This is a genomic window from Aquibacillus salsiterrae (assembly GCF_028416595.1).
Classification (GTDB): domain Bacteria; phylum Bacillota; class Bacilli; order Bacillales; family Amphibacillaceae; genus Aquibacillus_A; species Aquibacillus_A salsiterrae.
In genome coordinates, this window is the sequence record NZ_JAMQKC010000008.1 from 92,591 (window position 1) to 107,329 (window position 14,739).

At 37.4% G+C, this 14,739-nt stretch carries 13 protein-coding genes; 8 read left to right on the plus strand and 5 right to left on the minus strand.

Annotated elements, in window-relative coordinates:
• Positions 1 to 234: 234 nt before the first annotated feature.
• Positions 235 to 588 (minus strand): hypothetical protein, encoded by a 354-nt coding sequence (locus tag NC799_RS10900; RefSeq protein ID WP_272446466.1) that lies wholly within the window; start codon positions 586 to 588, stop codon positions 235 to 237.
• 59 nt (positions 589 to 647) lie between these two features.
• Complete coding sequence (locus tag NC799_RS10905; protein WP_272446467.1) at positions 648 to 1,172, minus strand: CBO0543 family protein; 525 nt, start codon at positions 1,170 to 1,172, stop codon at positions 648 to 650.
• Between the two features lie 216 nt (positions 1,173 to 1,388).
• Here NC799_RS10905 and NC799_RS10910 point away from each other — a divergent pair, with 216 nt between their 5' ends.
• The 3 genes from NC799_RS10910 (at position 1,389) to NC799_RS10920 (ending at position 3,791) form a co-directional block, all read left to right on the plus strand.
• Positions 1,389 to 1,697 carry a Dabb family protein gene (locus NC799_RS10910; protein ID WP_272446468.1) on the plus strand — a complete coding sequence of 103 codons (309 nt, stop codon included), beginning with the start codon at positions 1,389 to 1,391 and terminating at the stop codon, positions 1,695 to 1,697.
• A 107-nt stretch (positions 1,698 to 1,804) separates the two neighbouring features.
• Positions 1,805 to 3,301 carry a protein adenylyltransferase SelO gene (locus tag NC799_RS10915; RefSeq protein WP_272446469.1) on the plus strand — a complete coding sequence of 499 codons (1,497 nt, stop codon included), beginning with the start codon at positions 1,805 to 1,807 and terminating at the stop codon, positions 3,299 to 3,301.
• An 82-nt stretch (positions 3,302 to 3,383) separates the two neighbouring features.
• On the plus strand, positions 3,384 to 3,791 hold the full coding sequence (locus NC799_RS10920) for a GNAT family N-acetyltransferase (protein WP_272446470.1): 408 nt from the start codon (positions 3,384 to 3,386) through the stop codon (positions 3,789 to 3,791).
• 228 nt (positions 3,792 to 4,019) lie between these two features.
• On the opposite strand, the gene NC799_RS10925 is transcribed toward NC799_RS10920, so the two are convergent.
• Entirely contained in the window at positions 4,020 to 4,475 is a 456-nt protein-coding gene (locus NC799_RS10925) for a CoxG family protein (protein WP_272446471.1), read from the minus strand.
• 371 nt (positions 4,476 to 4,846) lie between these two features.
• On the opposite strand from NC799_RS10925, the gene NC799_RS10930 reads away from it, so the two are divergent.
• The 5 genes from NC799_RS10930 (at position 4,847) to trhA (ending at position 11,764) form a co-directional block, all read left to right on the plus strand.
• The gene (locus tag NC799_RS10930) at positions 4,847 to 6,136 is read left to right on the plus strand and encodes an NCS2 family permease (RefSeq protein ID WP_272446472.1); all 1,290 of its coding nucleotides are present in this window, start codon (positions 4,847 to 4,849) and stop codon (positions 6,134 to 6,136) included.
• A 325-nt stretch (positions 6,137 to 6,461) separates the two neighbouring features.
• Entirely contained in the window at positions 6,462 to 8,717 is a 2,256-nt protein-coding gene (locus NC799_RS10935) for an S-layer homology domain-containing protein (RefSeq protein WP_272446473.1), read from the plus strand.
• Positions 8,718 to 8,981: 264 nt separating this feature from the next.
• Positions 8,982 to 9,791: a glycoside hydrolase family 25 protein gene (locus NC799_RS10940; protein ID WP_272446474.1), complete on the plus strand. Its 810-nt coding sequence runs from the start codon at positions 8,982 to 8,984 to the stop codon at positions 9,789 to 9,791.
• A 155-nt stretch (positions 9,792 to 9,946) separates the two neighbouring features.
• Positions 9,947 to 11,089 (plus strand): DEAD/DEAH box helicase, encoded by a 1,143-nt coding sequence (locus NC799_RS10945; protein ID WP_272446475.1) that lies wholly within the window; start codon positions 9,947 to 9,949, stop codon positions 11,087 to 11,089.
• A 36-nt stretch (positions 11,090 to 11,125) separates the two neighbouring features.
• Positions 11,126 to 11,764, plus strand: a complete 639-nt coding sequence (gene trhA / locus NC799_RS10950) for a PAQR family membrane homeostasis protein TrhA (protein ID WP_272446476.1) — start codon at positions 11,126 to 11,128, stop codon at positions 11,762 to 11,764.
• Between the two features lie 167 nt (positions 11,765 to 11,931).
• Here the strand turns inward: trhA and NC799_RS10955 are convergent, their stop codons facing one another.
• Positions 11,932 to 12,912: an aldo/keto reductase gene (locus tag NC799_RS10955; RefSeq protein ID WP_272446477.1), complete on the minus strand. Its 981-nt coding sequence runs from the start codon at positions 12,910 to 12,912 to the stop codon at positions 11,932 to 11,934.
• A 449-nt stretch (positions 12,913 to 13,361) separates the two neighbouring features.
• Positions 13,362 to 14,180 (minus strand): YheC/YheD family protein, encoded by an 819-nt coding sequence (locus NC799_RS10960; protein ID WP_272446478.1) that lies wholly within the window; start codon positions 14,178 to 14,180, stop codon positions 13,362 to 13,364.
• Positions 14,181 to 14,739 lie beyond the last annotated feature (559 nt).

The window sequence follows — 14,739 nt, forward strand, 5'->3', positions numbered from 1 at the left end:
CAACAAAGTTTAGCATTTGGTTAGATTGGTGACAAATTCGGAATTTATGACTTAACACAAGACCAGCACCGCTCCAGGATTTGCTTGCTCTAATCATTTATCAGTCAGAGGTAGTCATGGTGAAATTGTTTTAACCCACTAAATGGAAAATAGCAGTTTATCGCGGAGATAAACTGCTGCGTTTGTTCTTGATTTTTCAACCTTAAGTATGTTTAAGTCAACAAAAAACAAAAATTACTGTATATCTCGTTTAATGGTATATTTACCTCTGTCGGTGATCAGTGAGAACTGCGAATGATCATACTTATAAAGTGTTGAATCTTCTAAAGGAATTTCGTAATAAGCGGAAGGAAGCGGTTGATTACTTTGTTGATCAGTTTCAACTGTTCCTGCCCCATTTAAAATTAATGCATGTCTAGGTTCATATTCGTCCACTCTTCTTGTGTTATTCTCATAGGAAATCGAGTGTAATTTCATTATGGTGTTGTCTTGATCATCTAATTCCTGTTTTGATATTTTTATCGTCTCACCATTCCATTCTTGCAATAATTGATTGAATTCTTCAATAGTTAGGTATTGTTGTTCCATGAAATCCCTCCTCAAATTTAGTGTTTCCTGAAAAATTCACGTAATACTAAACGACAATTTCACCTTTTTTCAATCGGGATGTTGACAGGAATATCAAAATACCAGAGCAGTAAGATTGCTACCAGGAAACCAAGCAATAGTGCGACTAATGGCTTTTTATGATGAAGAACTAAAACTGGAAACATAATCGTGTCAAAAAGGGCGCTCCACCATAAAGACCATCCATAATCATAAAGAATGCTACCACTTGCTGCTAAAATTGCTTCCACACCGACATACAATCCAATCCAAAAGAGGTAGTGTCTTGTAATTCGCCACATGCCTTGTCCTTTAGGATAACGAGCTAAAAACATAAGTGCTGTACCTGGGAAGACAATAAATGTGTAGGAAATCTCTAATAAGGAATGATTAAACCAAGTAACATCTGGTGATAAACGCCATAACCAGTGAGAAGCACAAAGGAAATTATAGGTTAAATTTCCTGTTGCAATAAAGAGCATTGTTGGATAATATGTTTCCCACTTTACGTAATCTTTACGAGTCCAAACAGCTATAATACTAATAATTGCGAGAATGATATGCATTAATTTTCTTTCCTTTTACGAGTTTATGCTTTATTGTTCTCATCCCATAAGAAAACATACAAGGTAGGAGTGCTTGTTTCTTTGGGGAAATCAAGAAAAGGCTGAAGCAATCTATAGAAAGCTCTTGCTTTGTAGAACATATTTACTATTGTTGCAGGGAATTGATATTTTTTAGTCGAATATTAGAAATCAACCAGAAATGAAAGGATGATAAAAATGATGTATGAACACATGGTTTATTTTAAGTTTAACGATCAAATAACCTCAGACAAACAAAACGAGTTATTAGATAAACTGCATGCCTTTAAGGGAGTTATTCCAGGAATTGTTGAAATAACTGCTGGAATAAATGCCACAACTGAACAAGAAAGAGCACGAGGCTATTCGATGGGATTAAGAGTGACGTTTGAAAATAAAGATGCATTAGATCAATATGGACCACATCCAGTACATCAAGAGTTTGTTCAGTCGCTCGAAGGGGTCATTGACCATGTTGCTGTTGTTGATTATCCTATTAATAAATAAAACAGCTCACATAAAAGTTCAACTATCCTCTTTTTGCCGAAAAGGGGATATTTTTTCATTTAATAATGACTAGTCCTTTGGATAATAAAATTTGCGATGAAAATACTATGACAAATATAGAAAAAGGAAAAGGGGATTCGATGAAAGAACGAACAACTGGATGGAACATAGATAATAGTTATAGTCGATTGCCAAATACATTTTATCAAAAACAAAACCCAACACCTGTTGAATCACCAAAAATCGTATGTTTCAATCATACGTTAGTAGAATCGCTCGGTTTAGATGCTAAGATGTTGTCAACTAATACTGGTGCACAAATATTCGGGGGCAATCAAATACCAAACGGTTCTGAACCGTTAGCTCAAGCGTATGCTGGGCATCAATTTGGTCATTTTACTATGTTAGGAGATGGACGAGCTGTTTTACTAGGTGAACAGCTAACACCTGATCAAAAGCGGTTCGATGTTCAGCTAAAAGGTGCTGGCAGAACACCATATTCCCGTGGAGGTGATGGTAGAGCGGCCCTTGGACCAATGTTACGTGAATATATAATAAGTGAAGCGATGTATTATCTTGGTATTCCAACTACTCGTAGTCTTGCAGTGGTTACGACTGGTGAGACCATTTCCCGAGAAACTGAATTAACAGGAGCAGTTTTAACTAGGATTGCATCCAGTCACTTACGAGTTGGTACCTTCCAATATGCTTATCAATGGGCATCTACTGAGGAATTACAAGAACTTGCGGATTATGCGATAAACCGTCACTATCCTGAGGTCGTGACTGCGGAGAACAAGTATCTTTCCTTCTTAAGAGAAGTGATTGAAAAGCAAGCGAGTCTGATTGCGCAATGGCAACTAGTTGGCTTTATTCATGGGGTGATGAACACAGATAACATGACAATTAGTGGTGAGACAATTGATTATGGTCCATGTGCGTTCATGAATGAATATGATCCTAAGACCGTTTTTTCTTCGATTGATGTTCATGGAAGGTATGCATATGCAAACCAGCCACCAATTGGGGGCTGGAATCTTGTCCGTCTAGCCGAATCTTTATTGCCTTTAATACATGACGACGATGATCTAGCAGTTGATTTGGCACAAGCAGAAATTTCACGTTATATGGATGTTTTTGAAACTTACTGGTTACAGGGTATGAGGGCAAAACTAGGTATTTTTAATGAGGAAAGTGAAGATAAACAGCTCGTGGAAAATTTGCTTGAGATAATGCAAAAGAATAAAGCAGATTTCACGAATACATTTCGAGCGTTAACATTCCATGGTCCGGATGATTTTGTTCTGTTCGAAACAGTTGAATTTAAGCAATGGAACAATCAGTGGCAAAAAAGATTAAAAAGACAACCACAGTCAGATGAAGCTGTTCGCAAGTTAATGAAGCAATGTAACCCAGCAGTAATACCTAGAAACCATCTCGTTGAGGAGGCAATTGAAGCTGCTGTTGATAGAGATGATTATCGTGTGATGGAACGCTTACTTGAGATTCTTTCGAAGCCTTATGCTCATACAGCTGATCAGAATGATTTTGCCAAACTCCCTCCTAAAACAAATGTACCGTATCGCACTTTTTGCGGGACTTAGAAATGAGATGTCTTAGGCTTTGCCTGCAAAGCATTTTCGCTTTATATTTATAAGGAGAATAACGATTAGGGGATTTTTTAATATGTTTATAGCTGAGATAGACAAGGAAAAGGCCTGGCAGATCAGACAGGAAGTAATGTGGCCACAAAAGGATTTGGATTTCGTCAAATTAGCTGAGGATGAAAATGGAAGCCACTTTGGACTTTTTACAGATAACGATAGGTTAGTTTCGGTTGTTTCCATTTTTTTCATTAATGAAAGTTGTCAATTTCGAAAATTTGCTACCGTTGAAAGTGAGCAGGGGAAGGGCTACGGAAGCACATTGTTAAACTATGTCCTTGTAGAAGCAAAGAAACAAGGGGCAAAAAAAATTTGGTGTAACGCTCGGCTGAATAAGGTAGACTTTTACCGTCGATTTGGATTAGAGGTGACTCATTCTCATTTCAAAAAAGCGGGAGAGTCATACATTATTATGGAAAAATACGTTTGACAAATCGTATGAAAACGTAAACGAAGGCTTCTTTCTTTGTCCTGAAGCCTTCGTTTAAAGATAACAAAGTATAAGAAAATCAAAAATCAGATGTGGCGGTCTTTGCCACAAAAGGGATTGACTTATGCCTGTCGAGTCTGACCAAGGCGCCTTGCGCTTTTCTTAATTGTCTAGCTCCGGGTGCCCTTCGCTTTTCTTAATTCTACAAATAAATATAAGTGCTTAATTTTATTTTGATACTGCTTGAACTTGTAAAAGGTTATCGGCAATGGAGTTGGTTAGTTCTGCTATTTTTTTAGCAATGATATTTTTTAAGACGGGATTGATCATTGGTCCTAACATTCCGCGTGAAGTGACATTAATGTATCCGGTAACGTTTGTTTTGTGACCTTCCAATTTTTTTGCTTCAAAATATCCATTCCCATCAAATTTGTCATCTAGTCCCTTTAATTGAAAAGTCACTTTTGACGGCGCTTGCCACTCTGTAATATTTATCTGTATGTTCACCTTCTTCTGTAATTTACCGAGATCACCTTTAATTTGCCATGTCGACTGTGTTTCACTCGTTACTTGATGATTGACATAGCCTGGAACTAACGGTGCCCACTCATTAATATCACTAACAAATCTCCAAATCGTTTCAATTGGAACATTTAATTCAACCGTGTGATTTCCACTAGGCATGTGTTTGACCTCCTTATTTTAGTTATAGACAGTAACCGTTCTTTTTGGATGTTTCGTGTTACTGTTTCTTACTATATTCATTCGTTAGTTAGTTTAGATTTACGAACGTTGTCCTATGATAAATTTATTAAACACAAACACAATTTCAGGTTTTCTGCATTTCTGTTTTGTTCGGATTGATGAAAAAAGCTTGCTCTATCCATGGATTTAACAAATTATCAGGCTAAACACGAACGATAATTATTTACATATTTGAAAGGTTCGCTTATAATGATTTCTGGGTATTATATTTGATGAGTTTTTCGTATAGGCTTAGTAACCACGAATGGATGGGCAAGGCGCTTTCGCTTTTGTTATTTCAAGGAGGAGCTATGAATAAACTATTTAACTTAAGAGAACTAGGAACAAATGTAAAAACGGAGATTATTGCAGGCATTACAACTTTTATGACTATGGTCTATATTATCATTGTGAACCCTGCGATTCTGTCTAGTGCAGGAATACCGTTTGATCAAGTGTTTATTGCGACAATTGCTTCAGCTGTTATTGGTACAATGATTATGGCACTTTATGCTAAGTACCCGATTGCGATAGCTCCAGGAATGGGAATGAATGCTTACTTTGCAAGTGTTGTCGCAACCAACGGGATTAGTTATCAGGTAGTATTAGGGACTGTCTTTTTGGCGGGGATATTGTTTTTACTTTTATCATTTACGAAATTTCGAGAAATGCTGATTCATGCTATTCCTGATGCCTTAAAGTTTGGTATAACATCAGGTATTGGATTATTCATTGCATTTATTGGACTAAAGGATGCCGGAATTGTCGTAGCTAATCCAGATACAATGGTGGCCTTTGGTAATTTACAAGATCCAATAACCGTGTTGTCATTGGTGGGATTATTTCTTGCCATTATCTTAATTGCTCGGAATGTACAAGGGGCTTTATTTATCGCAATGGTCATAACGGCAATCGTTGGTTATTTTTCTGGAATTCTTCGTTTTGATGGTGTGGTAGCCAAGCCACCTTCACCTGTCTTGTTTGATATGGATATAGCTGGTGTATTCTCTCAAGGGCTTTATACCGTTGTTTTTGCGTTCTTATTAGTAACGATTTTTGATACAACAGGAACAATGATTGGTGTTGCTGAACAAGCCAATATGATTAAAAATGGTAAATTTCCGCGGGCAAAACAAGCGTTTATGGCAGATGCTGTTGCTACGACAGTGGGTTCCGCTTTAGGAACAAGCCCGTCGACAGCTTACATTGAATCTTCAACTGGAGTGGCAGCAGGTGGGCGCTCTGGCTTAACAGCATTTGTTGTTGCTCTTTTATTTATTATTTCGTTATTCTTTTCACCGTTTGTGTCTGCTATTTCTTCCTTACCGGCTATAACAGCACCAGTATTAATTATTGTTGGTTGTTTTATGATGGAGGGATTAGCGAAAGTAAATTGGAAGGCGTTTGATGAGGCTTTCCCAGCTTTTGCAATCATTATAATGATGCCACTAACGTCAAGCATCGCAACAGGGATTGCTATTGGCTTTATCACGTATCCTTTGATGAAACTAGTTAGTGGCAAAGGGAAAGAGGTTCATCCAATTTTATATATCTTTGGAATTATTTTTGTTTTGCAAATGGTATTTTTCCCTACGCATTAAAAATATGGTATCAACAATAATGAGTAATCGTCTAGTTTTAGGCGGTTACTTTTTTTAAAAAGATAAGAAAAAATGCAAGAGCTGTCTAGCTTCGGGCGCCTACCCCCTCGAGGTCTTTAGCTTAAACTTGCCTTAGGACCAGCCGCAAGTAAAATTTTTAACTAAAAAAAAGAAAAACAGGAAAAAAGTGGAACCTTTTCGTTCGTTTAAACGTCTATATATTATCGATGATAATTTGTTATTCTGTAAAGATTGTTTGTAAGAATTCTACCTTTGGACGAATTCTTCAAAATAAAACCAATAGGAGAGGAGAAATGTACATACAATGAATTGGAAAAAGGTAAGTGCATTTACAATTTCTTCAGCAATTATGTTCGGTGGTATTCTACCAACTGTAAAAGCTGAAGAATCAGTCACATCGGAATCTAAAGTAGAATTTGGAGGTGCAAGTGCAACAACTAGTAGTGATATATCGATAGATTCAGAGGTATCAATCGAACAATTAGTCGAGAAAATTAAACAGCTTTTTCCATCAAGGTTTGAATCAGCAAAGGAAGAGGATTTTAATCTAGATTTTGCCCCATACTATCCTGATCAAGAAGATGTTGAAAGATTACGAGTCTATTATTATGATAGGTCATCGAGTAATCCAACCAATGCTAATTTTGAATTTGTTGGAGTTGAATTAGAATTAACAAGTTTTTATTACAGTGTTCAAAATCGATCAGATGCATTATTCCCACCGAAAGTATCTGAAGAGGATGCAGCAAAAATCGCGGAAAGCTTTCTCGACAAAACTGGCTTAACTGGTGATTATCAGTTGAGTGAAGAATCAAATCCTTATTACTATAATTATACAAACCAACCACTAACAGAACCAATTGAATATCGTTTTAATTTTGATAAATTAAAAGATGGAATACCTGTTCAAGGAAGATCTGCAAGTGTGACGGTGCTTGGTAATGGTGAGGTAACACAGTATAATAGTCAACCACAAAATGACAATGCCGATTATGAATCTACAGAGAACGTCTTGGCGAAGGATACGATACTAGAGCAATTGAAACAAGACTTGAACATTGAATTACAATATATCATCCAACGAAATAACAATACCCAAGAAAGTACAGCATATTTGACTTATCGAGAAATTCCTTCTATCATAGGGATCTCAGCAAAAGATGGGAAGTACAATATTAACGGTGACTATGTAAATGACCTTCCAGAAAAATCTGAAATTCAATTGCTTGCTAAGGAAAAAAGGGAAACGAAAGCTATTACAAAAGATGAGGCGAAAGCACTTGCCACTAAATTACTAGAAACGGATGAAGAAGGAACAACCCTACAGATTGAAGGTGTAATCGAACGAGAGAATCCCGATGGTACGAAATATTACGAGGTTCGCTATATGTATCGTACAGGAAATGGTGGTTTTGGTTCAACTATTCGGATTAAACAAGACACCGGGGAATTAATAAGCTATTATGGTGACGTCAATTATAATCCAAGTGAAGAAGTAGAAACAAACATTTCAGAGGATGAAGCATTAAAGCTTGCAGTTGATAACATAAAAGAATATGCAAACACCTCAATGGATGAATATGCATATCCACTTGAATTAGATAACATCGTATATCCCGAAAACGAACCGATGTATCGTTTTACTTTTCCACGTGTGAAAAATGGTTTAATTGTAAATGGAGATAGCATTAGTGTAGGTATATCTAAAGAAGATGGTCGCCTACTTACTTTGAATAGTCAACGAACAGAGATTGATAGTTGGCCAGCGGTTGAGGATGCAGTAAGTAAAGATGAAGCACTTGACGACATTAATGAGAAACTAGATGTTAAGCTCTATTACGTAAACAATAACTTAGACACCAAAGAAGAAAATAGCTTACAATATAAACTCAGTTATTTAAGAAATAATTATAATCCTACCTTCTATAATGCGGTATCAGGGGAGTGGGAAAGCAGTGATCCTTACAGGCAAGAACAGGAGAAACAACATGTTACACATCCGTGGGCAGAAGAAGAACTGAATTTTATGATTGATAATAACATCATTACAGTGGACGATCCGGAAACCTTTAATGGAAATGCTGCAGTTACTAAAGGAGAAGCGTTAGAAATCTTGTCCAAGTCACTAACTCGAATCTATCAATATTACTATGGCGAAGAGAAAGAGGAAAGTCCTTTTACTAATATTGGTGAAGATCATCCGCTCTACGATATCGTTATGCGATCTGTTGAGATTGGAATCATTGATGATGAACAAGAAACATTTGATTTGGATGGTGCACTTACTAGAGAAAATCTTTCTTACTGGTATGTGCGTGCACTTGGACTAGATTCTGTTGCTAAACGCGCAGATATGTTCAACTATGACTTTGCTGACGTCGACCAAATGAGCGATAAATATAAAGGTTATGTTGTTTTAACCGAATCGTTTGGATTGCTTACAAAAAATGATGATAATAACTTTAGACCACAAAATAAAGTAACGTACGCACAGCTAGCAGTAGCTAACCTTCGTCTAGCAAAATTAATTACTTCAGAGGAGTTCAATCGGAGATTTTAAAGAGAACCGAGGATGTTTTTGGTTTGTCATGAATGGCTTACCAAAAGCATCCTTTTTCACCAGGTAAGAAAGTATAAAATCTCCAAGCGTGATAACATCTAGCGACAGCCACGTCCAGTTTCAGCGTCTCCCCTAGAAGGACAGATTCAAGTTCAGATTAACAAAAATCTTAAAAACTGTGCCTCTTAAACCTAAACAATAAACACCAAACAGCCCATATTATACAATTATAGCTTTGAATAATACTAATGAGGTGGGAAGCTAATGGAGCCGAAAAAGGGAATAGATGTTTCTGAACATCAAGGGTTAATTGATTGGGATAAGGTAAAGGCAGATGGAATTCAATTTGCAATGATTCGATGTGGTTATGGAAGCGATTTACAAAAGCAGGACGATAAACAGTTTGAACGTAATGTACAGGAGTGTGAACGGGTAAACATTCCTTGGGGAGCTTACTTGTATAGCTATGCCCTGAATCAAGAGGAGGCGATAAGCGAAGCAAATCACGTCATTCGATTATTAGAAAATAGATTACCATCTTATCCAATTGCACTCGATATGGAGGATGCTGACCAGTATAAAGCAAAAAAAGGCATGCCTGACAATCAACAACTCGTAGCTATTTGTCAGACATTTTTATCAAAAGTAAAACAAGCTGGTTTTGAGGTCATGCTTTATGCGAATAAAGATTGGTTAACGTCAAAATTAAGTGATAAGGGACTAGAACCCTATCATAAGTGGCTTGCGCAGTGGAATAATAAACCTACCTATCAAAAACAATATAGTATCTGGCAATTTAGCTCAACTGGACGGGTACGAGGAATTAAAGGGAATGTAGACCTAAATTGGGCGTATGTAGATTTTGGTAACACCACGAGTCAATCACCTACTGTATACAACGTTACTAAGCCTACTGCTGGATTCATGACCGCTTTTGACGCGAAACATAACATTAATCGTGTATCTACTGTTCGAACAGGAACTTATTACGTTTATAATGTCTCGCAGAAAATGGTTAATGTCACAAAAGTTGAAGGATTACCTGGTAGTTGGATCAATCCTTTAAACGCATAGGAAAAAGCGAAAACGATTGCGCCATTTGTTTTCATAAAATTACGTAAAAGTTGCAACTTAGGTTCTTTTGCCTCATCATAAAAGCAGAAAATATCATCTCGTTGATTGAACAAACTAGAATATAAAGTTTATTCAAAAGAAAGGAAGCATAGAAAATGAGTTTATTACAGGAGCTTTTTCACGAAGAGCCTAAGCAATTTCTGAAGGATGCCTGGGACAAAGCGGGGTTTGAAACAGCTACAGCGATTCAAACAAAGGCTGTCCCGTTGATACAACAAGGCAAAGATGTTATTGCTGAGGCACCTACAGGCACAGGGAAAACATTAGCATATCTTCTCCCAATTTTACAAACAATAGATTTAAAAAAGATTCCTATTCAAGCAATTATTATCGCTTCTTCCCACGAATTAGTCATGCAAATCCACCAGCAAATTCAAGTGTGGGGTGAAGCAAGTGGGATTCGTAGTACTGCACTGATTGGCGGGGCAAACATCAAACGACAAATTGAAAAGTTGAAAAAACATCCCCATGTTGTAGTCGGAACACCAGGGCGACTAGAGGATTTAATCAATCAAAAAAAGTTAAAACTACATGAGGTGAAAACTGTTGTACTCGATGAGGCTGACCAACTTCTCGTTCCAGGTCATGAAAGAACGGTGGAAGGGATCATCAAGCGAACAGACAAAGAAAGACAACTTCTTGTTTTCTCCGCGACTGTTTCACAGGAGATGGAGGAAATAGCGAAGTATTATACAAACAATCCTGAAGTAATAAGAATTACTGAGACCGATACCAATAAACCTTCCGTTAATCATTACTACATTGTTACAGAGGAAAGGGATAAGCTGGAAATGGTTAGAAAATTGTCCAATATAAATGGGATTCGGGCGTTAGTCTTCGCGCGTGACATTGGAAACATGGCAGTAATGGCTGATAAACTCACCTTTAAAGGGGTAAAGTTAGCTACCTTACATAGTGATGTAAGAAAACAGGAAAGACAAAAGGCGATTTCAGCAATTAATAACGGGGAAGTCTCTTTACTGTTAGCTACTGATGTTGCAGCGAGAGGACTTGACATTAATGATGTGACCCATGTTATCCAGCTTGATGTTCCAAAGGATAACGCACAATACATTCACCGCTCAGGACGAACTGGCAGACTTGGTTCTACAACGAACGGGACCGTCATTTCAATTGTTACTAAACAAGAAGCGGAGAAGTTAATGAGAATAACCCGGAAATTAAATATTTCAGTGTCGGAACGAGTTTTTTATAAAGGACAATTGCGAGAACGGTGAAGGTAATCTAGATCACTTAAACGGAGGGGGAGTTAGGTGGCTGAGACACATACATTTACAAAAGGCGAAGAAGTAGCCAATGCAATCACACATGGTGTTGGTGCATTGCTTAGTATCGTTGGTTTGGTCGTATTAATTGTATCGTCTACATTGTACGGTACAGCATGGCATGTAGTTAGCTTCACGGTGTTTGGCGCTACTATGCTAATTTTATATACGTCTTCGACCATGGTTCATGCTCTTCCACCAGGGAAGGCAAAAGATTTGTTTGAAATATTTGACCATTCGTCCATCTACTTATTTATTGCAGGGACATATACACCCTTTACATTTCTAGCAATAAAGGGAGCCCTAGGTTGGACATTATTTGGTATTGTTTGGGGTTTAGCTATTGGTGGAACCGTGTTTAAAGTTTTTTTTGTGAAAAAATACCTATTTACCTCAACAATTCTTTATGTGGTAATGGGTTGGTTAATTGTGTTTGGTTGGAATCAAATTGTTGATAATGTAGCGCGAAATGGCGTGATATTGCTCGTATTAGGGGGAGCGTTTTACACAATTGGTGCTTTGTTTTATGTATGGAGAGGTTTTAAGTATCACCACGCCATTTGGCATCTATTTGTAATTGCTGGTACAATCGCACACTTTTTCTGTGTATTAATCTATTTGCTTTGACAACAAGGCCACTCCACTCATCTTCTCAGATTTTGAAAAGATGAAGTCAGAGTGGCTTTGTTTAATCCTTAAATAGTTTGAGGGTTTTGGAACTACGATGTTTCAGCTTGTTGAAACGAGTCCGCTTGGAACATTAGTCAGGTTAACGATTGCTAAGTTCTAGAGGTTTATGAAAACCCAAGTATAGGGTGTGGCACATATGGTTTTTCGAGCTTTGCTCTTTCCTCATCGGACAATTTCACATTAACTGCAGCGACTGCGTCCTCAAGGTGGTGAAGCTTTGTTGCACCAACAATTGGTGAAGTAACAGGCTTTTTGTCTAGGACCCATGCCAGGGCAACCTGTGCACGAGGGATGCCACGATTTTGTGCAACCTCTTTTACCTGTTCTACAACTTCACGGTCTGCTGCTTCCATTTGCGAATAAAGCATTTTCCCAAACTCATCACTTTCTTTTCTAGAGCTTGATTCTTCCCAATCTCGTGTTAAACGACCACGAGCCATTGGACTCCAAGGTAAGACACCAATGTTTTCTTCTTTACATAGCGGTAGCATTTCTCTTTCTTCCTCGCGATATAACAGGTTTAAGTAATTTTGCATAGTAACAAAGCGTGTCCAACCATTTTGTTGGGCAATATGATTTGCTTTTAGAAATTGCCATGCAAACATGGAGGAGGCCCCTATGTATCTTACTTTTCCAGCTTTAACTAGATCATGAAGTGCCTCCATTGTTTCCTCGATAGGAGTGTGGTAATCCCAACGATGGATTTGATAAAGGTCCACGTAATCAGTACCTAGCCTTTGTAAACTGTTGTCAATTTCAGCCATGATTGCTTTGCGGGATAATCCAGCTCCATTTGGACCCTTTCGCATGCTCCCGTGAACTTTTGTTGCTATCACAACTTCTTCCCGTTTTGCGTAGTCTTTCAATGCGCGCCCAACTATTTCTTCACTAGAGCCATTGGAGTATACATTAGCTGTGTCAAAAAAGTTTATGCCAAGCTCTAGAGCCTTTTTTATAAATGGTCTACTTTCCGCTTCATTGAGTGTCCAAGCGTGATTTCCTCTATTAGGTTCACCGTAACTCATACAACCAAGGCAAATCCGTGATACTTCTAACCCAGTTGATCCAAGTCTAACATATTCCATTTATTCCAACTCCTCTATTAAAATTTACTATCACTAGTTTACTACACCAACAATGGAATGGGAAAAGATAGCTTTGTTTATCTTGTTTTTAGAAAACAGTGAACCGTCTCACTGAACAGAGAATAATCAATGAATTGACATCGCGGAAACAAGATGTCGTCTTGTTTCGACGGTATGGCATGGTGTATGGGTTACATAAAAGGAATTTATAGGGATGAGGGTAGGGAGAGAATGTTATGATTTTCTGGAGTAAACAATAACGAAGAGTATAAGGAAAATGACTGTTTTTCCAACTTCAAGCAACAAAATTTGTGTGAATGTGTTCATCATAACCAACTTCCTTCATTTGGCGCAACTTGTCTGAAAATGTAAATATATGTAATACAGTGTCGACAAAAATTATTGTGATAAACATATAAAGAATAAAAAGCTAAGAGCATCGCCCTTAGCTAGTTTTTTTTCTTCCAAAATCGTTTTCTTTCTTTGTCTTTTGCTACCATTTGTTTGTGCATTGTTTTATTCGGAAGCTCTTTAAAAAGGTCATAGGAAGGTCGACCGTTTTTGTCATTTGTGTTAACCTCCAACAACCATAAGTTTCCCTCGTGGTCAACGCTGAAATCAGCACCAATATCAATAAAATGGTAATAGTAATCAAGAAGGTTGGCGATAGCAAAGCCTGATTTTTTAAGATTCTTTTTTATTAGATTGACTTGGTAGTAATTAAACATGTTACTTAAGACAAAATTAGTATCGGCGACTCCTCCGCCTTTGGAAAACAAATTAGATACAATTGCATCTTCTCCACCAATGCGAACCAAATCACCTGCATATAACCAATAACCACTTTTATCACGTTGCATATGAACACGAATATCGATTGACCTGTTATTAAAAGGAAGAATCGGCGCATGTTCTTGAATGATTGTGTGCGTGTGTGAATAATAGTGTAGTAATTGTTGCAGTAATTCTCCCTCACTAGGCAAATAATGACTATCCCCATTCGGTAGCTGAAAGGTATATCCACCATATTCTGGTGTAATTCGTGCTATTTTCTTACCTGCCCACGTGTCTATTGGCTTTATATAAAATGGGGCCTGTTGGTAGACAAAATAATGCAGCGATTGTTTGGAAAATAATGCTGTATATGGGATTCGAAAAGGAAGTCGATGTGGAGCTAATAATTTATACATTTCCCATTTATTAAAAAAGAGACGATTTTTATCTAGGTGAACGTTACTATTTAAATAATTTGATGGTTGATAATCCATGATAAGCCCACTGTTCCTTTCTACAGTTATTATGATATATCATATGAATCAATGGGCATTAGGTGAATTGGTAATCTTTCGAAAGAAACATATCGATGAGCGTGAAGGTAATTAGATGTTGAAGAGACAAAGGTGGAGAATCTTTTCAGCAAATATGCGGACAGATGAAGAAAATAATTGGGATAGGAGGTGACCCCTTACGAAGAATGTCAAAGACACAGTTTGGTGGTTTTGTTTGTTTTGGGGAAAATCCTCTAAATTTCATGTAACAGCCGTTCGGGTACTGCATTAAGTATTTTAAATAACTTGCGCCTCCGATCAGATCTTTCTCTCCGATGTCTGTGAAAAGCGCATTTTGCATTATATCCACTCCTTTTAAAGTTTGGGGTTACTATATAATATGGTCCAACCTTTGAAACTAGACCTAATTTTTTTCTAACCAGATAGGAAAGAAAATTAAAGGAGATGCAAAGCATGGCGTGTCTTGCGCTTTTGTTTAAAGTTAAGGAAGTAAAAAAAATCCAAGGGTGGATATCATCCAGCTTTTGTTAAATAATAA